Origin of the sequence: Lysinibacillus sp. GJ-1, assembly GCF_021166035.1 — a bacterium.
Lineage (GTDB): Bacteria > Bacillota > Bacilli > Bacillales_A > Planococcaceae > Lysinibacillus > Lysinibacillus sphaericus.
This window is the reverse complement of sequence record NZ_CP088912.1, coordinates 1,428,494-1,454,703: the sequence shown is the minus strand read 5'-3', so window position 1 is coordinate 1,454,703 and position 26,210 is coordinate 1,428,494. Positions and strand designations below refer to the sequence as shown.

General features: G+C 37.6%; 20 protein-coding genes. 11 read left to right on the top strand and 9 right to left on the bottom strand.

Translation table 11 applies throughout. The features are described from left to right. Positions 1-65: 65 nt before the first annotated feature. Genes LO754_RS06755 through moaC form a run of 3 tightly spaced genes read left to right on the top strand, consistent with a single transcriptional unit; the run spans position 66 to position 1,622 of the window. Entirely contained in the window at positions 66-560 is a 495-nt protein-coding gene (locus LO754_RS06755) for a MogA/MoaB family molybdenum cofactor biosynthesis protein (RefSeq protein WP_231785856.1), read from the top strand. After that, positions 557-1,147 (top strand): molybdenum cofactor guanylyltransferase, encoded by a 591-nt coding sequence (gene mobA, locus LO754_RS06750; protein ID WP_024362396.1) that lies wholly within the window; start codon positions 557-559, stop codon positions 1,145-1,147. The genes LO754_RS06755 and mobA overlap by 4 nt, the downstream gene beginning before the upstream one ends. Next, positions 1,140-1,622 (top strand): cyclic pyranopterin monophosphate synthase MoaC, encoded by a 483-nt coding sequence (gene moaC, locus LO754_RS06745; protein ID WP_024362397.1) that lies wholly within the window; start codon positions 1,140-1,142, stop codon positions 1,620-1,622. Before mobA ends, moaC begins: the two co-directional genes overlap by 8 nt. A gap of 48 nt (positions 1,623-1,670) precedes the next feature. Here the strand turns inward: moaC and moaA are convergent, their stop codons facing one another. Genes moaA through LO754_RS06730 form a run of 3 tightly spaced genes read right to left on the bottom strand, consistent with a single transcriptional unit; the run spans position 1,671 to position 3,866 of the window. After that, positions 1,671-2,687 (bottom strand): GTP 3',8-cyclase MoaA, encoded by a 1,017-nt coding sequence (gene moaA, locus LO754_RS06740; protein WP_231785855.1) that lies wholly within the window; start codon positions 2,685-2,687, stop codon positions 1,671-1,673. Beyond that, complete coding sequence (fdhD, locus tag LO754_RS06735; protein WP_229389055.1) at positions 2,688-3,506, bottom strand: formate dehydrogenase accessory sulfurtransferase FdhD; 819 nt, start codon at positions 3,504-3,506, stop codon at positions 2,688-2,690. 12 nt (positions 3,507-3,518) lie between these two features. Next, positions 3,519-3,866, bottom strand: a complete 348-nt coding sequence (locus LO754_RS06730) for a Na-translocating system protein MpsC family protein (protein ID WP_025219003.1) — start codon at positions 3,864-3,866, stop codon at positions 3,519-3,521. Positions 3,867-4,438: 572 nt separating this feature from the next. Here LO754_RS06730 and fdhF point away from each other — a divergent pair. The 3 genes from fdhF to LO754_RS06715 are packed head-to-tail and all read left to right on the top strand — an operon-like array spanning position 4,439 to position 8,918. Further along, complete coding sequence (gene fdhF / locus LO754_RS06725) at positions 4,439-7,375, top strand: formate dehydrogenase subunit alpha (protein ID WP_231785854.1); 2,937 nt, start codon at positions 4,439-4,441, stop codon at positions 7,373-7,375. 4 nt (positions 7,376-7,379) lie between these two features. Continuing rightward, complete coding sequence (locus LO754_RS06720; RefSeq protein ID WP_024362402.1) at positions 7,380-7,859, top strand: helical membrane plugin domain-containing protein; 480 nt, start codon at positions 7,380-7,382, stop codon at positions 7,857-7,859. A gap of 12 nt (positions 7,860-7,871) precedes the next feature. After that, positions 7,872-8,918 carry an Mrp/NBP35 family ATP-binding protein gene (locus LO754_RS06715; RefSeq protein ID WP_229389051.1) on the top strand — a complete coding sequence of 349 codons (1,047 nt, stop codon included), beginning with the start codon at positions 7,872-7,874 and terminating at the stop codon, positions 8,916-8,918. A gap of 49 nt (positions 8,919-8,967) precedes the next feature. On the opposite strand, the gene LO754_RS06710 is transcribed toward LO754_RS06715, so the two are convergent. The 3 genes from LO754_RS06710 to LO754_RS06700 form a co-directional block, all read right to left on the bottom strand. Continuing rightward, complete coding sequence (locus LO754_RS06710; RefSeq protein ID WP_025218999.1) at positions 8,968-9,258, bottom strand: hypothetical protein; 291 nt, start codon at positions 9,256-9,258, stop codon at positions 8,968-8,970. Between the two features lie 115 nt (positions 9,259-9,373). Then, positions 9,374-10,504, bottom strand: coding sequence for a CamS family sex pheromone protein (locus LO754_RS06705; protein WP_231785853.1), 1,131 nt, complete (start codon positions 10,502-10,504; stop codon positions 9,374-9,376). Positions 10,505-10,696: 192 nt separating this feature from the next. Then, the gene (locus LO754_RS06700; RefSeq protein WP_024362406.1) at positions 10,697-10,909 is read right to left on the bottom strand and encodes a DUF3955 domain-containing protein; all 213 of its coding nucleotides are present in this window, start codon (positions 10,907-10,909) and stop codon (positions 10,697-10,699) included. Positions 10,910-11,135: 226 nt separating this feature from the next. Here LO754_RS06700 and LO754_RS06695 point away from each other — a divergent pair, with 226 nt between their 5' ends. The 5 genes from LO754_RS06695 (at position 11,136) to LO754_RS06675 (ending at position 15,806) form a co-directional block, all read left to right on the top strand. Continuing rightward, the gene (locus LO754_RS06695) at positions 11,136-11,585 is read left to right on the top strand and encodes a hypothetical protein (RefSeq protein WP_024362407.1); all 450 of its coding nucleotides are present in this window, start codon (positions 11,136-11,138) and stop codon (positions 11,583-11,585) included. Between the two features lie 155 nt (positions 11,586-11,740). After that, positions 11,741-13,264 (top strand): spore germination protein, encoded by a 1,524-nt coding sequence (locus LO754_RS06690; protein ID WP_231785852.1) that lies wholly within the window; start codon positions 11,741-11,743, stop codon positions 13,262-13,264. 28 nt (positions 13,265-13,292) lie between these two features. Next, positions 13,293-14,480, top strand: coding sequence for a Ger(x)C family spore germination protein (locus LO754_RS06685; RefSeq protein WP_231785851.1), 1,188 nt, complete (start codon positions 13,293-13,295; stop codon positions 14,478-14,480). 8 nt (positions 14,481-14,488) lie between these two features. Beyond that, on the top strand, positions 14,489-14,728 hold the full coding sequence (locus tag LO754_RS06680; protein ID WP_024362410.1) for a hypothetical protein: 240 nt from the start codon (positions 14,489-14,491) through the stop codon (positions 14,726-14,728). A 16-nt stretch (positions 14,729-14,744) separates the two neighbouring features. Beyond that, positions 14,745-15,806, top strand: a complete 1,062-nt coding sequence (locus tag LO754_RS06675) for an endospore germination permease (protein ID WP_231785850.1) — start codon at positions 14,745-14,747, stop codon at positions 15,804-15,806. Between the two features lie 244 nt (positions 15,807-16,050). Here LO754_RS06675 and LO754_RS06670 read toward each other — a convergent pair whose 3' ends face one another. The 3 genes from LO754_RS06670 to LO754_RS06660 form a co-directional block, all read right to left on the bottom strand. Next, complete coding sequence (locus tag LO754_RS06670; protein ID WP_231785849.1) at positions 16,051-17,745, bottom strand: FAD-dependent oxidoreductase; 1,695 nt, start codon at positions 17,743-17,745, stop codon at positions 16,051-16,053. A 297-nt stretch (positions 17,746-18,042) separates the two neighbouring features. After that, entirely contained in the window at positions 18,043-21,780 is a 3,738-nt protein-coding gene (locus tag LO754_RS06665; RefSeq protein ID WP_231785848.1) for a cadherin-like beta sandwich domain-containing protein, read from the bottom strand. Positions 21,781-22,064: 284 nt separating this feature from the next. Then, positions 22,065-25,958, bottom strand: a complete 3,894-nt coding sequence (locus tag LO754_RS06660; protein ID WP_231785847.1) for an InlB B-repeat-containing protein — start codon at positions 25,956-25,958, stop codon at positions 22,065-22,067. Between the last annotated feature and the right edge of the window lie 252 nt (positions 25,959-26,210).

Here is a 26,210-nt window from a genome sequence, read left to right as displayed (position 1 = left end):
CCTTTTTATTTATAGCATTATAATAAAAGCAATGTTTTTTAGTAATTTTGAAGGAGGTCTTAACTGTGCATCCCACACATCATCAGCAACCCATTCAAGTTGCTCTTTTAACTGTCAGTGACACACGCACAAAGGCAAATGATCACGCTGGACAGCGTATTCAAACTTTACTTCAAGAAGCAACATTCGAAGTAGTGGACTACCAACTCACAAAGGATGAACCACGGGATATCGCTCGTTATGTGAAACAGTGGTCCAGTGATCCATCCATCAATACCATTATCGTAACGGGCGGAACAGGCTTTACACCAAGAGACCAAACTTACGATACCATTTTACCTCTTTTCGAAAAGGAAATGATGGGATTTGGTGAGTTATTTCGAACACTTAGCTATGACGAAATTGGCACAAGGGCAATGTTTAGTCGTGCCACTGCTGGGACTATTCAACAAACAGCCATCTATGTTTTACCTGGTTCCACAAATGCGGTATCACTAGCTATGACGAAACTTATAGTACCCACTGTTCAACATTTTGTTGGTGAGTTGAATCGTCTATGAAAATTGCAGGGATTATATTAGCAGGTGGGCAATCCTCTCGATATGGTAAACCTAAAATGTTCGAGCTGTTTGCTGGGCAGCCTTTATACAAGCATAGTCTTATCGCTTTACAAAAAAATCAGCTATCGCCTATTATTATTGCTACAAACGCACAGTTACAACATCAGTTTGAGCAGGAAAACGTCCAATGGATTATCGACAAACAGCTACATCAAGGACCACTTTTTGCTTTACATCATATCATGACAGCCTACCCTGATGTGGAATGGTTTTTTGTCGTGGCTAGCGATATGCCTTATATGAATGCTGATTTTATCAAAAAAATGGTCGGTCGAATAAGTGACGATTATGATGCAATCGTTCCTATGCAGGCGCAAAAACATCAGCCATTAGCTGCATTATTTCGACGTACAGCTTTACCTAAAGCACAACAATTAACGAAACAAAACAAACGAAGTATGAAAGTACTGTTAGAGCAACTGCGAGTTTGTTACGTCCCTTTTGATGACGATGACACAACATTTATCAATATTAATGCACAACAAGACTGGTCTCAAACAAGGAAAAAGGAGTCTAATAATGAATAATTTTACACACTGGAACGCAGAAGGTCGTCCTAAAATGGTTGATATTTCAGAAAAAGAAATCACAACACGTACAGCCATTGCGCGTAGTACAATCACGTTATCCGATGCTGTCTATGAAGCCATCCAACAAGGTGGCATTAAAAAAGGCGATCCAACACAAGTTGCCCAAATTGCAGGGATTATGGGGGCTAAAAAGACCGCTGATCTTATTCCCATGTGCCATCCCATCATGTTACAAGGCACGGACTTCCAATTTAACTATGACAAAGTAGAGAAGGGCTATGAGCTTCATATTCAAGCTACAGTCAAATGTAGTGGGAAAACTGGTGTTGAAATGGAAGCCCTCACAGCTGTGACAATCGCTGCCTTAACTTTTTATGATATGTGTAAAGCAGTTGATAAAACGATGGTCATTAAAGACACCTATCTTGTTGAAAAAACGGGTGGGAAAAGTGGCACTTTTGTGCATAAATAAACAGAAAAATTCGGCAGCACTTTGCCGATTTTTTCTGTTTTTTTCGCACTACCCCCCAATATGAGACATTTCAATTTTTGCATTTTTCCTTGTTGTCATCGTTTGTTCATTGCGTTCATCTGAGTAACGATCGTCCCTTGTTTCCCATACCTTTGATACACATTCACGGATAGCGGCATCATCTTGTCCTGTTCGTAACAGCTCTCTTAAATCTGTGCCCTCTGTTGCAAATAAACAAGTATATAAGGTCCCTTCTGCTGAGAGACGAGCACGTGAACAATCGGAACAGAAGGAATCTGTAACGGATGAAATCACACCTATTTCCCCTTGTGCATCTTGATATTGATAACGTGATGCCACTTCCCCTTTGTAATTAGGCGCTACTTGTTGTAGCGGATAAAACTGATGGACTCGCTCAATAATATCCTGCTTCGACACAACATCCTGTAAGTTCCAACCATTCGAATTGCCTACATCCATATATTCAATAAAACGTAAAATATGCTGTTTTTCTTTAAAATATTGTGCCATTGTAACAATATCTTGGTCATTCTTTCCTTTTTGCACAACCATATTAATTTTCACTTGTAAACCTGCTTCCGCAGCCCTTTCTATGCCCTCTAACACCGTTAATACCTTACCTCGATGTCCATTCATCTCCAAAAATCGTTCATCATTCAATGAATCTAGACTAACAGAAACGCGAGTTAAGCCTGCTTGAGCCAATGCTTGTGCATATTTTTTTAATAAAGTGCCATTTGTTGTTAAAGCAATATCTTCTACACCTTCAATGCGGTGAATGCGTGCAATTAATGCTGGTAAATCACGACGAAGCAAGGGCTCTCCACCTGTAATTCGTATTTTTTTCACATTCAACGACACAAATATTTTTACTAATCGTTCAATCTCATCAAAAGTTAATATTTTATTAGACGGTAAAAATGCATAATCTGGACCAAATACTTCAGCTGGCATACAATAGCGGCAACGGAAATTACAGCGATCTGTTACAGATATTCTTAAATCTCTTAAAGGTCTATTGAATTGGTCTTGTAGATCTGACATTTAATCTCCTTCTTTCAGTGCATTCTGATCTGGTAATAGGATGCGTCGTGGCTGTGTATAAATATTCAAAGCTTGTTGTCGGATAAAACCTACCGTTGTAATGCCGAGCTGCTCGGCTAATTGTAATGCTAAGTCCGTTGGTGCTGATTTAGATAGCACAATTTCACAGCCTATTTTGGAGACCTTTAGTAAAATTTCTGACGATAGTCGTCCGCTAAAGACGATAATTTTATCTTGCATACTGATATTGTTGCGCAGACAATAGCCGTAAATTTTATCTAACGCATTATGACGTCCAATATCCATGCGACTTAAGACAATGCCATTGACATTACATAGTGCAGCATTGTGCACACCACCCGTTTGCTTAAAAATGTCTGCACCTTCCTGCATATCATGCATTAAACGGAAGCAATCCTCGGTTGTGATTTGCACATGCACATCGTCCATTTTTTTCGCCACTAATGCATCATTCGTAAAAACAAAGCCTTGTCGACTCATTCCACAACAAGAGGTAATATAGCGTTTGTTTTGCGTCTGCTGGTAATAGGGATTAACATGCTTTGTTTTAATATGCACAAAGCCTTCTTTTTCTTGGTGCCAAATTTCCTCAATATCATCAAAGCTACGAATAACTCGTTCAGAAGCTAAGTAGCCAATAACCATATCTTCCACATACTCTGGTGAACATACCATCGTGACAAATTCTTGCTGATTGATTTTTACAGTTACAGCGTATTCTGTGACGATTACATCATCCATTTCTTTTACTTGCTGTCCTTCAACGCGCATAATTTTCCTTGTGATTGCTCGTTCCATAAGGCATCCCCTTTAGACACTGATATTCTTTTCAAAAACAAAGACGGAAATTGCAAAATCCTCTTCAATTTTAATATCTGAAAATAAGTGGAGCAATTTGCTGCCCATCAATTCTTCCATACCCTCTGGCGGTGATTGTGCATATAAATCTTGAATCATAGTTGTCCTTGCAGCATGCACCATTTTTAGCCCTTCAGGTGTACTGGCAATAAATTTTTCCGTTGGTGTTATATTTCCATACAAAGTAGATACAGCCATATTCTCGACAAAAACTGTATGAATACGCTCTGGACCTTTACCAAATACTTCTTTTCTTAATTTACGTATCATATCATTAAATTCATGTATTTTTTTAGACATAGCAACGATTCTCCCATCGTAATAAAACTTTTTTAGTCAATTTGATGTGACGGTCACCCTTACAGTTTGTTAATGATATAGCAACTTGAAAAAAATTAAAAGAGAAAATACTTTTTGATAACCATTATCATCTAATAATTTTTTATGATAAATATTGTTCATTTTGTAGAAAAAGGCTATAATTATTGTTATTCCAAATGGAGTTTATCTATTTTGATCCCTTTCTCACGATGTTGGAAAGTGGTTTTAATAGTTACATTCTATTGTTATTTAACATAAAAGTAGATTGAGTTTTTAGCAAGACCTGCTAAGAATTTTATCCACCATGAATGATTAGCATGTCTTGGACATGTAATTTCATGGTGGATTTTTTTTATTTTCATGAACCAAGACATGGAGTACTTGTTATGAACTAGACATTTAACTATTTCTAGGTAGATTAAAGACGAAGTGGGAATTACAATAATAACAAGACAATCAATTCAATCAAGAACTCAATTCGTCATTCCCTTTTTGTCTTAAGCCGTAACAAGTTGTTTCATGAGTCTCAACGTGCAAAAGGAGGAAGTATCTTGACTCAAATTCTTATTAATGGGGTACCGTATGATGTCAAAGAAGGAGCTACAATACTTGATACCATTAATCAACATGACATTCCTCATCCACAGATTTGTCATGTGCCAGCTGTAGACCCAATCGAAACATGTGATACATGTATCGTGGAGGTAAACGGCCAATTAGTTCGTTCTTGCTCTACAAAGGCAGTAGAAGGCATGAATGTGTTATTAGCTTCTGACAAAGCTAAAGCGGCACAAACAGAAGCGATGGACCGTTTACTCGAAAACCATTTACTGTACTGTACAGTGTGTGATAATAACAACGGAAATTGCACATTACACAATACAGCCGAATTAATGGAAATCGAACATCAAAAATATCCGTACAAACCAAAAGTTGAACCACATGAAGTAGACATGTCACACCCATTTTACCGATATGATCCGAACCAATGCATTGCATGCGGACAATGCGTAGAAGTTTGTCAAAATTTACAGGTAAACGAAACATTATCGCTCGATTGGGAGGCAGAAAGACCACGTGTAATTTGGGATAAAGGTGCTGCCATTAATGATTCTTCCTGTGTAAGCTGCGGACAATGTGTAACCGTTTGTCCTTGTAATGCTTTAATGGAAAAATCCATGCTTGGAGAGGCTGGATTTATGACGGGTTTAAAACAAGATATGTTAGATCCCATGATCCATTTGATTAAAGAAGTTGAACCAGGGTATAGCGGTATTTTTGCTGTTTCTGAAGTGGAAGCTGCCATGCGTAGTAAGCGCACAAAAAAAACAAAAACAGTTTGTACTTTCTGTGGTGTAGGTTGTTCATTCGAAGTTTGGACAAAAGACCGAAAAATTTTAAAAGTACAACCTTCTGATGGTCCGGTCAATGCCATTTCTACATGTGTAAAAGGAAAATTCGGTTGGGATTTCATCAATTCGGAAGAACGCATTACAAAACCACTTATTCGCAAAAATAATGAGTTTGTTGAATCTTCTTGGGATGAAGCGTTAGATTTAATCGCCACAAAACTTGGTGGCATTCAACAACAATATGGTCCAGGTTCTGTCGGTTTTATCTCTTCTTCTAAAATTACAAATGAAGAAAATTACTTAATACAAAAAATGGCACGTCAATTATTTGCAACAAATGACGTCGACAATTGCTCTCGTTATTGTCAGTCTCCCGCTACGGACGGTTTATTACGTACAGTAGGTTTAGGCGGTGACGCTGGTACGATTCAAGATATTGCCAAAGCAGGCTTTGTCATTATTGTTGGTGCTAACCCAGCTGAAGGCCATCCTGTTTTAGCAACACGTGTGAAACGTGCCCACAAATTACATGGTCAAAAATTAATCGTTGCCGATATTCGTAAACATGAAATGGCTGAGCGTTCAGACATCTTTATGCATCCAAAACAAGGTACTGACCAAGTGTGGATTATGGCAGTTACCAAATATATCATCGATCAAGGATGGCATGACGAAGCCTTTATTCAAGACAATGTCCTGCATTTTGAAGATTTTAAACAAGTGCTTGCAACCTATACCCTTGATTACGCTCAAGATATGACCGGAATTAGCAAGGAAACATTGATTGAAGTTGCTGAAATGATTCGTGATGCAAACGGCACTTGTGTTCTTTGGGGTATGGGTGTCACGCAAAATACGGGAGGCTCTTATACATCAGCGGCTATTTCGAATTTACTATTAGCAACTGGTAACTATCGTCGTCCTGGAGCTGGGGCTTACCCGCTACGCGGTCACAATAATGTTCAAGGTGCCTGTGATATGGGGACATTACCAAATCTATTGCCTGGCTACCAAAAAGTGACCGATGATGAAGCACGAGCAAAATTTGAAAAAGCTTATGGTGTCCCTATTCAATCTCAACCAGGTCGAAATAATATGCAAATGTTAGATGCTATTATGGAAGGTAAAATGAAAGCGATGTATTTAGTGGGCGAGGATATGGCACTGGTTGACTGTAATGCCAACCATGTAGATGAGGTTCTTTCACAAATAGAATTTTTTGTTGTCCAAGATTGCTTCCTATCACGTACTGCCCAATATGCAGATGTGATTTTACCAGCAGCCCCTTCGCTTGAAAAAGAAGGCACATTCACGAATACAGAACGTCGCGTTCAGCGTCTCTATCAAGTTTTGCCAACACTCGGTGAGTCAAAAGCAGATTGGGAAATCCTTCAAGCAGTCGCACGTCGATTAGGAGCAGATTGGCAGTATAATCATCCAAGCGACATTTTCGATGAAATGGCGAGTCTATCCCCCCTATTCTCACAAGCCAACTATGAAGTCTTAGCAGGCTGGGGTAGCTTCTGTTGGGGTAGTCATGATGGAAAAGATACACCATTATTATATGAAGACGGATTTAACTTCCCTGATAAAAAAGCACGTTTTGCTTTACATGATTGGGTGCAACCGGTTGAATTTGAGGCACAATACGATTGTCATATTAATAACGGTCGTATGCTCGAGCACTTCCACGAAGGAAATCTAACAAATAAATCGAAAGGTATTCAATCAAAGGTACCTGAAATTTTCGTTGAAGTTTCACCACAATTGGCGAAAGAACGAGGCATTGAAGATGGCGCCCTACTCCGTTTAGTATCTCCATATGGCGCATTAAAGCTCAATGCATTAGTAACAGATCGCGTGCAAGGGAATGAATTATTTTTACCAATGAACTCTGTTAGCAAAGATTCAGCTATCAACTTCTTAACTGGTCCTGCAGCAGATATTAATACATCAACACCAGCCTACAAACAAACAAAAGTTCGAGTAGAAGTGCTAAAAGCAAAAGGCAAGACGCCGTTGCCACGCACTAACCCGCGCTATAAAAAGCGTCATCCTCAAAATGGTGTAGAGGTACAACGAAAATGGAATCGTCCTGGCTACGTTCACTTAACAACCCTAAACGAAAGAGAGTGAGAACATGGCTGAACCCATTACAAGCATAAAAAAACAACAAGTAACAGACGAACAGCTCAAGGAACAAAAATTAGATAATCTTAAACAACTACTTTCTGAGCAGGAAGAAGCGGTCAATCAAGTATTGCTTATTATGGCTGAATTAAATCATATCGGTGCACTAGAAGCCGCAATGAAACTACTAGAAGCCAAAGAAGAAGTGGCCCATATTGCGCTTGGACAACTAACACGAAAGCCTGTAACCAATATGATTAATAATTTAATGGGGGTTGCAGGAGCTTTGACAGAGCTCAAGCCGGAAACAACAGCGAAGCTTATTGAAGGCTTAAATTCAGGGGTAGAAGAAGCTAACAAAGCACTTGAATCCGATGACAAAGTTAGCGCCTTTAAACTTGTCAAAATGTTAAATGATCCAGATGTCAATCGCGCACTCAATTTTGGTGTTCATTTCTTAAAGGGACTTGGCAAAGGGTTAAAAGAATAAGGTGGTTCTAATATGTTAGTACAAGAAGATGTTATCAACGCATTACAACAAGTTCAAGATCCTGAGCTTCATCAGAGTATCGTCACATTGAATATGGTACGCAATATTCACATAAGTGGCACCCATCTATCACTGGATATTATGTTAACCATACCAGGCTGTCCGTTAAAAGCGAAAATTCAGCAAGATGTGGAGGAGGCACTACAAGCAATTGGTGCCTCCAGTGTTGCCGTTACCTTTGGTGTTATGACTGAACAGGAACGTCGTGCACTATCGACCCTGCTACAAGCGAAAAATAGTAACGAACAAGGGATGCCAAACATGTTGCAGCTTCATTCAGGTGTGCAGTTTATTGCTATCACAAGTGGTAAAGGCGGCGTTGGGAAGTCGACAGTGACCATTAATTTAGCGGTCGCTCTTGCTCGTCTTGGCAAACGTGTAGGCATACTAGATGCTGATATTTACGGCTTCAGCATTCCTGCAATGATGAACATTGAGCAAAAACCTATTATGCTTGACCAAACAGTGATACCAGTTGAGAGTCATGGGGTTAAATTAATGTCAATGGGCTTTTTCACCAATGGGAACCAGCCTGTTATGTGGCGTGGACCAATGCTCAACAAATGGATTCGCAATTTCCTTGTCAACACGGTATGGGGAGAGTTGGATTTTCTGCTGATTGATTTACCACCAGGAACTGGGGATGTGGCGATTGATATGGCCGCAATGATTCCACAAGCACAAGAAATTATCGTAACGACACCGCATTTGGCCGCTTCTCACGTCGCATCCCGTGCAGGCTTAATGGCTCAACATACGAAACATTCCATTCTTGGTGTAGTTGAAAACATGGCTTATTTTGAAGGGGCAGATGGTCAAAAAAACTATTTATTCGGACAAGGTGGAGCCGAACATTTAGCAAAATTACTCCAAACTGAAGTGATTGCCCGTATTCCTTTCGCCCAGCCTGAAGAAAATACAGGTTCCTCCATATATGATGAAGAAACAGTGATTGGCGAAATCTTTACTCATCTAGCAGAAGATTTACTATATCAATAAAACAACAATCCCTTGATTTGCTTATTCACAAATCAAGGGATTTTCATTGCTACAAATAACCCGCTTTTTTTAACACTTGTATGAAATAAAAACGATACGTATTTTGGACAAATGTATCTAAAGGTAACCCTACATGCACCTGATACTTTGTAAAAATAAAATAAAAGCGTTTATCCCATTTTAAACGTAATAACGCTCCTGCCTCTTCACCATATTTCGCTGTAAATTCTCCAATCAAAGGCTCAATTATGTTGTAACAATAGCTTTTTAAATGTGCTAATGCTTCAATATCTTTATCCCTTTGAAAGCGTATAATCCAATCTACTAATTGCTCATTCATGTTGTCTAAATGCCATCCTTCAATATAGAGTTTCTTCCTATTTAAATGATACTCCATATTAACGCAATTGATAAGCGAATAATTTTCAGAATTGTTTGGGTGCCTGTCACTAAAACTAAATCGGGGTAGCAAATATTTGTTTTTCTTTTGGATCCCATAGAACAATGCCGATATCTTGGTTTTGATCGATAATACGAATCGACACAGGCACATAGTCAAATAAAATAGTATTTAGTTTTGTCCCTATAAACTGTAAAAGCCCAATCAGTTCGGTATCGTTTATTAAAGGGGCATGTACCTCTATTTTTATATCTGCTAGCTTGCCATTTTCATATCGCAACTTTCCAATTATTTTAGGATTTAAATGTTTGAAATTCTGTTGTATATCTTCCTTAAACTTTAATAATTGATTATATGTATCTTGATCTAAACTATATAAGGCATCAGAAGGAAACGTATAGTCTTTTTTATCAATGGCATTCCATTTATCTATTTTCTCCTTCCCCTCTGCAATATAAGTATCAGCTAAAAAAACACCTGGAATAATATCGTTTTTATTGGACTCTTGATACAACGTTAAATAGATTGGAACGTTAGGTATTGTGGCATTTTTCCTTAGATCTTTTATGATGCTTTCAGCCACTTTTTTGCCATACTCAGCAACATCATTCACATCATTATCAGTATTATCTACTTTCACTTGCCCTGTATAAATCAAGCCTTTATCGTCGGATACCCGAATATCATAAAATTCATTTAACGATATAGCTAAAGACATTCCTTCTATTTTCCCGCTTTTTTTGTTAATAAAATTTTGCTCTAACACATGTGATAATATTAGCGGATTCATTTTTTCATCCTCTAAAACATTGCCCGTACTATTTTCGATAGCTGGATTTAACCCTAAACCTTCTTCAATTTTTCTAGCTAACCATTGATTTATAATATTTTTATCTAAATATTGTCCTTCTTGCATATAAAAACTCTTGGGAGAAAAATGGTCAACTGATAAATTCATGAGCCCTTTTTCGATTTCATTGATATTGATTGAATTGTTCATGTGACCAACAATTAGCCCTCTTGAAACGTTCGATTTGGCAGGCTGTTGAATTTCATAAATTTCCTTCTTTTGAATTGAAGAAATATACATTTTTTCTTCTTTCGTATTTACATCGTCATTATCACTACAAGCAGCTAAAAAAAACAAAGGGGATAACCAAATTAGCGCACTCTTTTTTATATCCATTTCTTTTTGCTCCTTAATCATTGTCATTTCAGGCAATTCTCTACAAATAATTCCACACCTAATATTACCATAAATTGTACAAAGATAGGTTAACGCCATAAATAACCTTTACCTGATTAACTGCCCTCTTATTCTATTTTTACACCATACAAAAAACCCTGTAATAAAACAGGGCTTTTAATGAATTCATAATCAAACATGTCTTGTTTTTTGGATTAACGACAACAATACTACCCCTACTACACAAATGCAGCCAATAAATAACAACAAAAACCCTATTGGAATTAAAAAGAACGGTTCCTCTAATGTACCATCAGGTGCAACACTACTCCCCTTTATCATAAAGATTAAAAAGCTGATGACTCCTAAAACAATTGGTGTTGAAGCTAACACATATTTCTTCATTTCTTTGTCCCTCCATATAAATAATTTTGGATTCAGTGTTTTAATTTAGCACCAAATCCCTTGCTATCCTGTTGCTATCATAAACGAATCATTTAACCTAAGTCAATTATTTTTTATCGTAAATCGATAAATTTTTATTCTTTAATACGTTCTTTTATTTTTGACTTTTAAAATCTAATATTATAAAATAACCAAAAATCTTATATAAATATGGAAGGGTGTTTTTATGAACTATGAGGATTTAATGCAGCGAGAAGGTTATTTATTTTTAGATAAGATAACAGAGCCTGGAACAAACGCTTTAAGGATTTCGATTAATAGAGCTGCTATCAGTTCAAAAAGCGAGGATGTCAACATTCATGAATTTCAATTACATGATGCCTATCCTATTGAAATTGATAAGACATTACCACAAATCCATATCGAATTCGATTCGTATGTAGCGTACACTGTTTTTGATGAGTCATTCCACTTTGTCAATAACGAAGATGAATTTCGAGGTCATGCCATACGCATATTTACAAAATCCGCCTATTTAGATTTTGTATGTAAAACAACGATTGCACAGGAAATATATTCTTATAAAGAATTAATCCACTATCAGATTGTTTGTCTAGACCATATAGTAGATATTGTTTCCTTCGAACAACCTAGCATTTGGACAAGCGAAAAATAGATTTCAAAACAGACAATCATCATATGTCTGTTTTTTTATTTTCTATTCATTTCATTGATTTTAGAGAATTTATGAAACAGCAATTCTATTATTTGGTATAAACACGCTATCATTTGCATATTCTATTAAATAGAAAACTAAAGGAGGACACTGTAGTGAGTAATGCCGAAAATGATAATCTCTTAGAAAATAAAACGATTACATCTCTTTCTACATCTCTCCTAGAAAATATTAAGACCATTAAAAACTCACTAGGTAATAGCAATGATATTATTATCCGTGAATTTTTAGTTGGCAAACCGGTGGAGATACCAATCGCTATTATTTATACGGATGGTCTGGCAGATAATACCTCGATTAATGACTTTGTCTTAGAGTCTATTATTTCTAATTTTGAAGTGACATCTGAAACTACTTTGCAAGAAATTGCGATTCGATTAAAAGCTTATTGCATAACCGTTGGCAGTATAAAAGATATTGCAGACTTTTCATCATTGTTAAATGCTATTTTAAGTGGCGAAACTATTTTATTAATAGATGGGCTTGCTATCGGTATTTCAACAAGTACTAAACGAGTCAAAGATAGGGCGATAACAGAGCCCGTTACAGAAGCTGTTATTAGGGGGCCTATAGAATCATTCACCGAAACTTTACGAACGAATACAGCTTTAATTCGACGGAAAATAAAAAGCCCTAATCTATGGATAAAATCAAGAGTGATAGGTGAGGTTACACAAACAGAAATCGCCGTTATGTATATAAACGGCATAGCCAATGAAAAAATAGTGAAGGAAGTACTGCATCGATTAGATCAGATTGATATTGATGGTATTTTAGAGAGTGGTTACATTGAACAATTAATTCAGGATACAAAGTTTACTTTATTTCCTACTATCTACAATTCCGAAAGACCAGATGTTATAGCTGGAGAATTACTAGAAGGAAAGATTGCGATTCTAGTGGATGGTACACCTTTTGTTTTAATTGTACCTGCTTTATTCACTTCCTTTTTGCAATCAGCAGAAGATTATTATCAGAGCGCATTTGTTAGTTCGTTCATCCGTCTTATTCGATTTATAGGGATTAGTTTGGCATTAGTTGCGCCATCTCTTTATATTTCTTTAACGACCTTTCATCAAGAAATGCTACCAACATCGCTACTAATTAGTATTTATGCGCAGCGAGAAGGCGTTCCATTCCCTGCTTTTGTTGAAGCTTTAATTATGGAAATCGCCTTTGAAGTTTTAAGAGAAGCTGGTTTGAGGATGCCGCGAATGATTGGATCAGCCATTTCGATAGTCGGCACACTTATTATTGGACAAGCAGCCGTTGAGGCTGGCATTGTGTCCGCAGCAATGGTCATTATTGTTGCTTTAACAGCTATTTGTAGTTTTCTGTTCCCGGCATATGGTCTTTCCAATTCAATTCGAATTTTACGCTTCCCATTAATGGGCTTGGCAGCGATGTTCGGGCTGTTTGGCATATTTATTGGAATTATGCTATTAATTATTCATTTATGTAGCTTACGTTCTTTTGGCGTTCCATATATGAGCCCATTTGCCCCTTTAATACCGAAGGATCAAAAAGATGCTTTAATTGTTTTACCGCGTGGTTCTTTACTAACACGTCCGCGACTCATTAGTCAAATTAATAATGTAAGAGGACGAAAAAATCGCTAATCACTATCTGGTTAAATGAGGGTACCTAATGAAGAAGACCATACTAATAATTTCATTAATCTTTCTAATTTCAATTCTTAGTGGTTGTTGGAGTAAACGTGAATTAAATGACTTGGCACTTGTTGCTGCTCTAGGTATAGACTTTGTTGATGATGAATATGCCATTTCTGTACAAGTAATTGATCCTAGTCAAATCTCTTCCAAGCAGTCGTCATCTAGACAAGCACCAGTCGTTACTTATCACGCGAAAGGAAAAACTGTCTTTGAAGCCATTCGAAAAATATTAGCCTTGTCTCCAAGAAAATTATATTTTGCGCATATACAATTAGTTGTACTTGGAGAGGACTTAGCTGTAGACGGCATACGAGATTCTATTGATTTTCTAGCAAGAGATCAGGAGATACGAAACGATTTTACGATTATCGTTTCGCAGCAAGCAACAGCCAAAGATATTTTAAATGTCTTAACCCCAATAGAAAAAATACCAGCAAAAAAAATGTTAAATTCGCTTACCGTTACCCAAGATGCATGGGGCTCTACTTTAGAAGTCGATGTTGAAGACTTAGTAACAAAATTAGGAGTAGGAAATCAATATTTTGTTCTATCAGCTATTGAAATTCAAGGGGATAAAAGTTTAGGCATTGACCAAACAAACGTAGAAAGAATTGAAACACCTGTAAAACTTAAGTTTACTGGCATTTCCATTTTTAAAGAAGATAAATTAATCGGTTATCTCGATGAGTACGACAGTAAAAGTTTTAATTACTTAAACGATAATATAAAATCAACTATTGAAATTATTGCATGCCCTTCTGATGGTGTGTTAACAACTGAAATTACGCAATCCAAAACAACAACAAAGGGAGCAATGAAGAACGGTTCACCTACTATCAACGTTAGTATCGACATTGTCCAAAATGTTGCAGAAGTTAAATGTGACATCAATTTAACAGAATTGACCACGATTGATTGGATTAATCGTCAAACCGAGTTATCTATCAAAAAGAATATTGATGAATCGCTGCATGTTCTCCAAGAAAAATATAACGCAGATGTTCTCGGTTTTGGAGAAGCGATTCATCGTGCTGACCCTAAAGAATGGAAAAAAATTAAAAAAGATTGGCATACCATTTATCCTAATGTTGAAGTAAATGTCAAGGTAAACGTCAATACGCAAGGTTCAGGAACGATGCAAAATTCAAAATTAAAGGAGTAAAAAACACTATGTTCATTGCTCTAGGCATATTAGTGATTTCACTTGCTATTGTTTTGGTCGAACGTCCTAAATTAAAAAAGGAAGGAAAAAAGCTAATTTGGACATTTTCCATTTTTTTAGTCATAGGGACATCCTTAAACATTGCTATCAGTTTGCAAACTTTTATTCCTAGCCCACTGGACGCAATTATGTATATTTTTCATCCAATTAGTGACTTTCTAAAAGAAGCATTACTAAATAAAAAATAACAAATAAGAGGCTATTATGAAAAAACAATTGATAAGCTCCCGTCAATTCACAATCATTGTTATCCTTTATACAGCTGGAACAGGAGTACTAATAATACCTGCAAGTATTGCCTTAGAAGTAAAGCAAGATGCTTGGATTGTAGCAATAATCGGCACTCTATTAAGTTTATTATTAATAAAGCTATTTATTATGTTATCAAATAAAATGGCGGATCTTTCTCTTGTAGAAGTAACGGAAAAGTTTCTAGGAAAATTTATCGGGAAAGTTGTTTCTATCGGATTTGTACTGTTAACTCTTTTTTCATCCGGTGAGTTACTATATTTCATTGGTAATTTCCTACAAACAGAGGTGATGCCTGAAACACCTCCAGTCGTATTTGCTATACTTTTTTGCTGTATTATTTTATTTGCTGCATATCAAGGGATTGAAGTATTTGCACGTACTTTAGAGATTCTATTTCCTGCCTTTTTATTGGTATTTATGATTTTCTTGTTCTTTGTTTCACCCCAAATAGAAATAAAACATGTCCAACCAGTTTTTGAAGTGTCCTTTCAACCATTTATCTATAGCATTATACATTTTATGGGGCTATTTTCTTTTCCATTAATCGTACTATTAATGATTTTTCCTTCAGTAATCAACAACCTACAATCAGGTAAAAAAGGATTTTATATAGGCACATTAATGGGAGGATTTATTATTACTTCCTTTATAGCCTTATCAATACTCGTATTAGGCGTTACCAATACCACTATCAGAACATTTCCTAGTTATACATTGGCACAAAAAATTTCTGTAGGGAAATTTTTGCAGCGCATTGAAATTATTATGGCATTTATGTGGATGGTCACAATATTTGTACGAGCGTTTATGTATTATTATGCTTCTTTAATTGGCATTAGCCAAATACTGAAACTAAAGGATCATCGACCATTAATTTTGCCACTTGGCATGATCTCAATAGCACTCTCTCAAATTGTTCATGCAAATATTATTCATTCCGATAAATACAACCAACAAACATATTACTTGCTATCGCTGTTTTTTCTATTTTTCTACCCATCATCTTGCTATTGATAGCGATGTTCAAAAGGTCAAAAAATAAGAAAAAAATTGACCCAGCTATGAACGATGGTGAAACGCCTCCTAATGCATCATCATAAGGCTCAATTTAACACTAAGAGAAACGCAAAAAAATCAAAAAGCCCTTCTGTATAATACAGAAGGGCTCCATGTAATTTTAGGACCTTAAACGCTATCCAATGCATATCTCAAACAAAGTATTATTCACGAAAACTTCTATGCCTTACTTCTACAACTATTATTTAAAATTATATTGTGTAACAATTGGCTCACGGTTTAGTTGTTGATCTTTAAAATACTCATACAAGCTAATTCCTAAAAATGAGCCCGAGATATTGTAAACTTGATTATAACCATTATGCTCTAGCACCATTACCGCATTGTAACTACGTTGTGCAGAACGACAATGGACATAGACAGGTACGTCCTTTGGAATTTCATGCATACGCTCACGTAATTGACTTAATGGAATGTTTTTTGCACCCTTGATTGCACCATTTGCAAATTCATTAGGCTCACGTACATCAATTATAACTGCGCCTGACTCGACTAATCGGCGTACTTCACTGACACGCACTTGCTTAAAACGACCTGCCATAATATTTGTTGCGACAAGAGCCGCTAAATTGACGACATCTTTCGCGGTTGAAAACATTGGTGAATATGAAAGCTCTAGCTCTTTTAAATCTTCAATTGTCCCATTCATTGTCATTAATGTCGCAATGACATCGATTCGTTTATCTGCATTCCCCTTACCAATCGCCTGTGCGCCAACAATTCGTCCAGTTGGTACTTCATAAATTAATTTAAAATGAAGTGGATTACTTGTAGGCATCAGCCCAACTTTATCTGGCGCAATGATATACACGGCATCAACTGGTAACCCCATTTGCTTTGCTGTCCGCTCATTCAATCCTGTTGCAGCTGCTGCATAATCAAAAACTTGAATACTCGATGAACCTATAACACCTTTATTAGCCGAAGTTATTCCATATATATGATCAGCAGCTGCACGAGCTTGCTTTTGTGCAGGCTCAGCTAATGCTAAACGAGTCGCTTTATTCATCAAGCGATGATACACTTCTATGGCATCTCCAATAGCATAAATGCTCGGGTCATTCGTTTGATAATTTTGATTTACTTTAATGGCACCAGTTGCACCAATCTCTAGTCCTGCCTCTACTGCTAATGTTGTTTCTGGACGAACGCCAATCGCTAAAACAACAATGTCAGCATCCATTGTTTTTCCTGAATTTAATGTAATAGAGTCTGTCGTAATTTCTGCTAAACCATCCCCTACAATCAAGTTCACACCATGATCTAATAACTCTTTGTGTAAAATTTGAACCATATCTTCATCAAATGGTGTTAAAATTTGTGGGGCAAATTCCACTAAAGTAACACCGCGTCCAGCTAAGCGGAGGTTTTCAGCTACCTCTACACCAATAAATCCGCCACCAATAACTGCAATATTTTGAGCATCTTTTTTAACAATTGCTTGTTGTAATTGTTCAATATCTACTACATTTCGCACAGTGAACACATGTGGTAAATCCGTACCTTGAAGATTTGGAACAATCGGGCTAGCTCCTGGAGATAAAATTAACTCATCATATACTTCTGTTGATAGCTCTCCTGTTTGTGTACTTCTAATCGTTACTGACTTTTCATGACGATTAATGGCAATCACTTCACTATTTACACGTGCATCAATTTTATATTTTGATTCAAAAGACTCCGGTGTCATCATTAATAAACGTTTACTATCTTCTACAACACCGCTTAAATAAAATGGTAAAGAACAATTTGAAAACGATACATGAGGCTCTTTTTCAAACATGATAATTTCAGCTTGCTCGTCTAACCGTCTAATTCTCGCCGCAGCAGAAGCGCCTCCAGCAACTCCACCAATAATAATAATCTTCTTCATCAAAATCCCCTCCAAAAAATATGTAGAATACAATACATGTAATTGATTAGCACTTTCACAATACACTATATACCCACAGGGGTATATAGTCAACTAAAAATTTACCAAATTAAAGGAGCATTAGAAAAACTTTCGATTTTGCTTCACAAAAGCAACATCACAAATTTCGTCATGCACGTCATATAAAGTAACAATATATTGCTTCTTTCCATACTTTAAAACGCTAAATTTAGCGTCTCCCACAAACAGAAATGCTCAAAGGGCGTAAAGCACTGGAAATGCTTCACGCCCTTAAAAGATTTATTGCTGCATCGCTCGATATAAAAAAGCTGCTAATTGTGCTCTTGTCACAAAAGCTTCAGGTCGGAACTTACCATTATCACCTAATGCAATTCCTACTCGTTCTAATGCCCCAATATACCCCGCACTCCAATGACTACTATCTACATCTGTAAATGAACTTGTAGTTTGTGGTTGGAGTTGTAATGTATTCGCTAATATTTTCGCCAATTGGGCACGTGTAAGATGGTCAGTTGGATGAAAGGCTCCATCAATCCCGTCTATAATACCCGCCTGCTGTAAGATCGTAATCTCATGATAATACGGATGATGTGGTGCTACATCTAAGAAAGCTATTGATAGACGACTCGCCTCAAATGTAAATGCACGTGTCAAGAGGACCGCTACGTGCTGGCGACTTATCGTCTCATTTGGACGGAAAGTACCATCCTTATAGCCTGTAATGACCCCTTGCATCGCCAATGCCTCAATTATTTCCTGTGCCCAATGGTTTTCAATATCTTGGAAAGTCACGATTGGTAGCAATGGCTGTGGTGTTTTGGGTGGCTGTGAATCTTTTGACGATTCTGCTTCTTCCTCTGGTAAGGCTGTCCATTTCGCATAGAGCGTTAAACTTTCTTTCACCAGCGTCCCTTTATCCCACGGTTTCGTTAATTCCTTATCTTGATACCAACCAGCAAAACGGAAACCTTCTCTTGTCGGTATAGGTAAATTACTTAGTTTAGTGTTATAAATTACCTCCATAGGTTCTATGACTGTTCCTCCATTTGTATGAAATATAATATTCACAGGTGTTGATGGTGAATAATCATTGTCGTTTACTGGCTCTTGTATAGGTGCTGGACTCGGTGTTGGTTCCTTACTAGATACAACCTGCTCAACCGTGATTTGAGCGGTTGCTGTCCTACTACCGTCTATTGTTGTTACTATAATATCTGCTACTCCTGCCGATTTTGGTGTGACCATTCCATTTTGATCTACAGTAGCAACAGTTGGGTTACTACTTCTCCAACTCACATTCTGATTACCTGCATTTGCTGGAAATATCGTTGCAGTCAATGCTACTGGGCTACCACCTACCTGTAATTGTAAATTTGTTGGCTGCACTATTACACTCGTAACCGGGATAGAAGGTTCTTGTACAAGCAATGTATAGACACCCTGTTCACCGTTTTGAGCTGTAACAATAATGGGAATAGTCATTGTCTCTCCGGCTATTATAGTAATCGTATCAGTTGTAGTGGTTTTCCCATTAATCATCACACTTGCATTAACATTCGTTGGTAGTGCAGTCACTTGTATAGTTGAAGTAGCAAGATCTGGCTGAATTGTATACCTATTTATAGTTGGCTGGAAGCTTGGATTTAATATGCCTTGATCTACTATTAAGGTTTGCAATGTCACATCGCTAGATGGTGCGCGTGCTACTGTCAGAGTATATGTTTTTTGGGTTTTACCGTCTGGGGCTGTGACGACGATGGATACCGTTTTTGCTTGCCCTACTAACAGTTCTATTGAATCCAACGCTGTATGCTTGCCATTAATGGTCACACTTGCTTCGCTATTTGTAGTAACGGCTTCCACATCAAGCATTGTCACATTATGTTCTACTTGTAATGTATAATTTTCTTCGTCTGCTTTAAAGACAGGACTTAGAATACCTTCGCTTACAGATAATCTCTGTAATGTCGCATCCTCTGACAATGCTCTCATAACCGTCAATGTGTATGTTTTTTGTGTTTTGCCATCTTGTGCTGTCACCACTATTGGAATTGTGGTTGGTTGTCCTGCCACCAATGTTATTGTTTCGGATGCTGTAACATTACCATTAATGGTCATACTTGCTTGGCTGTCGGTCGTACTTGCGGCAATATCTAGTGTTGTAACATCATTCCCTACTTGTACCATGTAGTTTTCTTCGTTTGCTGAGAAGGCAGGATTTAATGTACCTTCGCTTACAGTTAAATTCTTTAATGTCGCATCCTCTGACAATGCTCTCGTGACCGTCAATGTGTACGTTTTTTGTGTTTTGCCATCTTGTGCTGTCACCACTATTGGAATTGTGGTTGGTTGTCCTGCCACCAATGTTATTGTTTCGGATGTTGTAACATTACCATTAATGGTCATACTTGCTTGGCTGTCGGTCGTACTTGCGGCAATATCTAGTGTTGTAACGTCATTCCCTACTTGTACCATGTAGTTTTCTTCGTTTGCTGAGAAGGCAGGATTTAATGTACCTTCGCTTACAGTTAAATTCTTTAATGTCGCATCCTCCGACAATGCTCTCATGACCGTCAATGTGTATGTTTTTTGTGTTTTGCCATCTTGTGCTGTCACCACTATTGGAATTGTGGTTTCTCCCACAACTAGCTCTACCGTTTCTGATGATGTTTTATTATTCACCGCTACCTTCGCTCCATCACTTGTTGGAGAAGCTGTAATTTGAATTGATGAAACAGCATGTTCTACCTGTACTGTATACATTTCTTGATTTGCCGAAAATGTTGGACTTAATGTACCTTGATTTATAGTCAAGCCTTTTAAGCTAGCATCGGTCGATGTTAATCTTACTATAGTAAGTGTGTATGTTTTTTTAGTATGACCATCTTGAGCTGTCACAACAATTGGAATTATATTTCTACCAACATCAAGATTGGCCTGATAACTCAAAGTGCCAGTAGATGATAGTTTCCCTTCTATATTAATTGCGGCTAGGGAATCAAAAGCTGTTGCTGTGATAGTTAACATAGAAACATCATTGCCTACAGTTACTTGATGATTCGGATGATTCGATAAAAGAGGTATTGTGAATGTACCTATCTTTAGACTACTTAAATTTGCATCGGAGGGTAAAGGAGTCATTTTTTGTACACGTTGATTTAATGCTTCCCCCTCTATGACGTATAAATTCCCTGCTGTATCTATTGCTAATTGGCTAGGATATATAAGTTTACCATCTAGTGAACTTTCAGCACCCCATTGAGCTAGATACTCTCCATCTGATGTAAACTTCTGTATTCTCCAATTATTCTTATCAGCAACATAAATATTCCCATTAGGATCTACTGCTATTCCTTCAGGTAAACTAAATTTATTTTTCCATCCATAAGATAAATCTGTGCCATCTGAACCTAGCTTTTTAACCCTATTGGAAAATGTATCCGTAATATACATATTTCCTGCCTTATCAAGTGCAATGTCAGCAGGATAACCCATTTGCCCAAACTGAGCTATATATGTTCCATCTGCAGTAAATTTTTGTATACGATTGTTTACAGAGTCCGCTACATAGACATTCCCCGTATCATCTATCGCGATGCCTCGAGGATATTTAAATTGTCCATTACCAGTGCCCTCGCTCCCCCACTGTTTTATCAATCTGCCATCTAAGTTCAATTTGTAAATGATATGTTCTATTCTACTTGATACATAGATATTACCAGAGGCATCATCCACTGCAATTCCTCCTAGTTGTTTGCCTGGATCACCAGTACAAAAACCTATAAGCTTTGTTCCATCCGCTTTAAATTTTCTTACACAAGTACTACCCGAATCTAAAACATAAATATTTCCATACTTATCTACTTCTATTCCCCCAGATATTCGAAGACCAGAAGTTTGTAATGTTAGTGGTTTAAACTTTCCAAGCTCCGAAGCCTCTACAGAAGATAAGGTTATTAGGAAAAAGTGTATAGCTATATATAGAAGTGCGAAAAATCTCAATTTCTTGAAACTCAACCTCATCATCTCCTGAATTTTATTATTTAAAAATATATAATCTAAATTATTCATCGATGCTCGCAAAACCTAAAGAAAAGCTGACAATGAATAGTTATTTATGATTTATCCTCGTCAGCTTTTCAGAGTAACCCTTCTCGTATTAACTCTATAATGTTCCTCAGAAATAATATCACTATCTATTTTTTCTTATATTATTTGAAAGTAATATTAATCTATAAAAATCTTACTCTATTCCGATATAACCGAATGAAGCTATTCTATTGCTTCATGTCCTAAAAGATTTATTGCTGCATTGCTCGATATAAAAAAGCTGCTAATTGTGCTCTTGTCACAGAAGCTTCAGGTCGGAACTTACCATTATCACCTAATGCTATCCCTGCCCGTTCTAGTGCCCCGATATACCCCGCACTCCAATGACTGCTATCTACATCCGTAAATGAACTTGTAGTTTGTGGTTGGAGCTGTAATGTATTCGCTAATATTTTCGCCAATTGGGCGCGTGTAAGATGGTCGGCTGGATGAAAGGCTCCATCAATCCCGTCTATAATACCCGCCTGCTGTAAGATCGTAATCTCATGATAATACGGATGATGTGGTGCTACATCTGAGAAAGCTATTGATGGACGACTCGCCTCAAATGTAAATGCACGTGTCAAGAGGACCGCTACGTGCTGGCGGCTTATCGTCTCATTTGGACGGAAAGTACCATCCTTATAGCCTGTAATGACCCCTTGCGTCGCCAATGCCTCAATTATTTCCTGTGCCCAATGGTTTTCAATATCTTGGAAAGTCACGATTGGCGGCAATGGCTGTGGTGTTTTAGGTGGCTGTGAATTTATCGCTTCTTCCTCTGGTAAGGCTGTCCATTTTGCATAGAGCGTTAAACTTTCTTTCACCAGCATCCGTTTATCCCACGGTTTCGTTAATTCCTTGTCTTGATACCAACCAGCAAAACGGTAACCTTCTCTTGTCGGTATAGGTAAGTCGCTAACTGTTGTATTATAGGCAATCTCTATGTCCTTTAAAGATAACCCTCCATTTGTCTCGAGGGATATTTGAATGGATCTTGATGGATTAGCGGAATTATTGCCTTCCGATGTGGATGGACCCGTAACATTACCTTCATTTGGTGTAGAAGGGTTCGATGCCCACTGTGCATACAATGTGACATCTGCTTTTCCCATTTGGAAGGTTGCATTTTCAGCATAGGATATTCCTTTTCCATCCGCTTGTGTATTCCAGCCTGTAAATGTATAGCCTGTTCTTACTAATTGTCCACTATTTCCTTGAACTGTTACCGTTTTATTTTCTTCATACTGTGTACTATCCTGTGGTACAGTACCACTTGTTGCGCCATTTGCATGATAGGTTACGGTATACGTTGGCGTATTAGGTTTCGTCCAGTGTGCATAAAGAATCACATCCGCTGTACCAATTGGGAAAACGTCATTTGCCTGATATGCCGCTCCTTTTCCATCCGCTTGTGTATTCCAACCTGCAAACGTATAGCCTGTTCTTACTAATTGTCCACTATTTCCTTGAACTGTTACCGTTTTATTTTCTTCATACTGTGTACTATCCTGTGGTACAGTACCACTTGTTGCGCCATTTGCATGATAGGTTACGGTATACGTTGGCGTATTAGGTTTCGTCCAGTGTGCATAAAGAATTACATCTGCTGTACCGATTGGGAAAACGTCATTTGCCTGATACATCGTGCCTTGTCCATCCACTTGTGTATTCCAACCTGCAAACGTATAGCCTGTTCTTACTAATTGTCCACTATTTCCTTGAACTGTTACCGTTTTGTTTTCTTCATACTGTGTACTATCCTGTGGTACAGTACCACTTGTTGCGCCATTTGCATGATAGGTTACGGTATACGTTGGCGTATTAGGTTTCGTCCAGTGTGCATAAAGAATCACATCCGCTGTACCAATTGGGAAAACGTCATTTGCCTGATATGCCGCTCCTTTTCCATCCGCTTGTGTATTCCATCCCGCAAATAGATAGCCATCTCTTACTAGATTGCCACTATTTCCTTGAACTGTTACCGTTTTATTTTCTTCATACTGTGTACTATCCTGTGGTACAGTGCCACTTGTTGCGCCATTTGCATGATAGGTTACGGTATACGTTGGCGTATTAGGTTTCGTCCAGTGTGCATAAAGAATTACATCTGCTGTACCGATTGGGAAAACGTCATTTGCCTGATACATCGTGCCTTGTCCATCCACTTGTGTATTCCAACCTGCAAACGTATAGCCTGTTCTTACTAATTGTCCACTATTTCCTTGAACTGTTACCGTTTTGTTTTCTTCATACTGTGTACTATCCTGTGGTACAGTACCACTTGTTGCGCCGTTTGCATTATAGGTTACTGTATAGTACGGTGTCGTTTCGTATACACCTAAATCAATGGCTGCGCCTTGAATTCGTCTTTTCCCTGCTAAATCTGTGGCAATACTATGTGCATCTGAATTCCCTGCATCAATTGCTGGTCCGCCAACTTTTAAATGCAGATTTCCGCTAGTTGGGGAGACGAATACATCATCAGGCACATAAGTTGCAGGACCGGTAGGATTTGAAGTTGCATCAAACAATTGACCTTTGTATCCTTTTTCTACCGGCACATCGAGCAAACTATTTGTTGTCTGCCCCTGATAATCAGTCAGTGCTGCTGTATGACCATTTCCAATAATAATACTATTAATAATTTTGCTATTTGCAGCACCTCCGTAAATAGCTGCTGGACTATTTGAATAGATGGTCGCATTTATCAAGCTAAAATCCGCAAAAATATTATAAAGAGCACTACCCTTATTCGCATTATTTGAAATAAATAGGGCATTAATTAATGATGGATTGCCAGACTCATTAAGTAATCCACCACCTAACTCGCTTTTATTTCCATTAAAAATTACATTTGTGATAAGTGGATTACTTTGCAATCGATTGTATATTCCACCACCCCTACTTATTGCTATATTCCCATGAAATTCGACGTTATTTAATTCCGGAGCACTTCTGTTAGCATTAAACATAGCTCCTCCACTATCCGATTCATTGTTCCTAAATATTACATCTGTGAATTTTGGGCTACTCTCTCTATCATTAACTATTCCCCCTCCAAAATACGCTGCTTTATTTTGCTCAAACATGACATTTGTTAAGATTGACTTATTACCAGGTCCATTATTGTATATCCCACCTCCTTGTTGCGATGCTATATTTTGGCTAAATGTCACATCTGTTAAGGTTGAGGCACTATTACCGTAATTTGCTATACCTCCTCCGTGAGCCGCTTCATTGTTCGTAAATTTTGCGTGCTCTATTATAATGTCACATGAATTATTTTGAATGCCCCCACCGCTACGTGTTGCTTTATTTTTATTAAAGACCACATTTGTTATTTTAGGAGCACTCTCATTCCAATTGAATATACCTCCTCCTGAGTTCGCTTCATTGTCAGTAAACTCAACATTCATTAAGGTTGGTGAACTTTGCAAATTGTACATCCCACCACCAAAATAGTTTGCCTTATTGCCATAAAAAATAACATTCCTCAAAGTTGGGTTATTTCCTGAATTGTACATACCTCCCCCATGCTTATGAGAAGTGAGATAACCATCCGCATGTCCTGCTGAGATCGTGACGCCATCAAGGATTGCAGTTGCATTTAATTTTAAATCATAATTATTTGGATGATAAAAAACATGATATGCCGCTTCTCCACTTGGAAGTGCACCACTTAATATCGTTTTATTGTGCGTGAAATCTCGATTCTCGACTGTCTCCTCGTCACTATCTCCTTTAAAGCCACCGTAAATAGCTACACCGTTTTTCATTTTGAAATGGGCAGTACGAGCGTCCCTCACATCATCTAGTCGTGTCGGTATATATGTTCCTTGTGCTATCCAAATTTGGTCGCCAGTCTTTGCCTTTGATAATGCGCTCTGTAAATCTAGAAAAGCATTCTCCCAATTTGTACCATCTTTTTTACCACCAGCAGCATTTGTATTCACATAAATAATGTTGCTCGCCGCTAATAACGAGCTTTGCTGGACTGTCTGATGATTCATTGCTGCAAGCACAGGTATACTGCCTATTAAGGAATATGCGTTTAATAAAAATAGAGAAAAAATAGGTATCACCTGTCTCCATATCTTTCTCATACCATCCCTCTTTTCGTTTAACCTTGTTAGAAATTGTTACTATAGCCCGCATATATTACTCAAAAGTAATATAATGATACATCGTGATGATTTCAGTACTGCAACCGCACACCTTCTGTCCGTGGACTCTACTAACCTCCTTTCTATTTATTTTATCTTCTCTCTGACTATATATAAAATACTGGAATTATATTAACGGAGGGAATTGCTTAAAAAGCCTTGAGCATACATCCCGATACGACATAGCTATAG

Excerpts from the sequence above, each read along its gene's own strand:
- mobA (WP_024362396.1), top strand. The coding sequence starts at position 557 with ATGAAAATTGCAGGGATTATATTAGCAGGTGGGCAATCCTCTCGATAT.
- moaC (WP_024362397.1), top strand. The coding sequence starts at position 1,140 with ATGAATAATTTTACACACTGGAACGCAGAAGGTCGTCCTAAAATGGTT.
- moaA (WP_231785855.1), bottom strand. The coding sequence starts at position 2,687 with ATGTCAGATCTACAAGACCAATTCAATAGACCTTTAAGAGATTTAAGA.
- fdhD (WP_229389055.1), bottom strand. The coding sequence starts at position 3,506 with ATGGAACGAGCAATCACAAGGAAAATTATGCGCGTTGAAGGACAGCAA.
- LO754_RS06730 (WP_025219003.1), bottom strand. The coding sequence starts at position 3,866 with ATGTCTAAAAAAATACATGAATTTAATGATATGATACGTAAATTAAGA.
- LO754_RS06720 (WP_024362402.1), top strand. The coding sequence starts at position 7,380 with ATGGCTGAACCCATTACAAGCATAAAAAAACAACAAGTAACAGACGAA.
- LO754_RS06715 (WP_229389051.1), top strand. The coding sequence starts at position 7,872 with ATGTTAGTACAAGAAGATGTTATCAACGCATTACAACAAGTTCAAGAT.
- LO754_RS06710 (WP_025218999.1), bottom strand. The coding sequence starts at position 9,258 with ATGAATGAGCAATTAGTAGATTGGATTATACGCTTTCAAAGGGATAAA.
- LO754_RS06705 (WP_231785853.1), bottom strand. The coding sequence starts at position 10,504 with ATGGATATAAAAAAGAGTGCGCTAATTTGGTTATCCCCTTTGTTTTTT.
- LO754_RS06700 (WP_024362406.1), bottom strand. The coding sequence starts at position 10,909 with ATGAAGAAATATGTGTTAGCTTCAACACCAATTGTTTTAGGAGTCATC.
- LO754_RS06695 (WP_024362407.1), top strand. The coding sequence starts at position 11,136 with ATGAACTATGAGGATTTAATGCAGCGAGAAGGTTATTTATTTTTAGAT.
- LO754_RS06685 (WP_231785851.1), top strand. The coding sequence starts at position 13,293 with ATGAAGAAGACCATACTAATAATTTCATTAATCTTTCTAATTTCAATT.
- LO754_RS06680 (WP_024362410.1), top strand. The coding sequence starts at position 14,489 with ATGTTCATTGCTCTAGGCATATTAGTGATTTCACTTGCTATTGTTTTG.
- LO754_RS06675 (WP_231785850.1), top strand. The coding sequence starts at position 14,745 with ATGAAAAAACAATTGATAAGCTCCCGTCAATTCACAATCATTGTTATC.
- LO754_RS06660 (WP_231785847.1), bottom strand. The coding sequence starts at position 25,958 with ATGAGAAAGATATGGAGACAGGTGATACCTATTTTTTCTCTATTTTTA.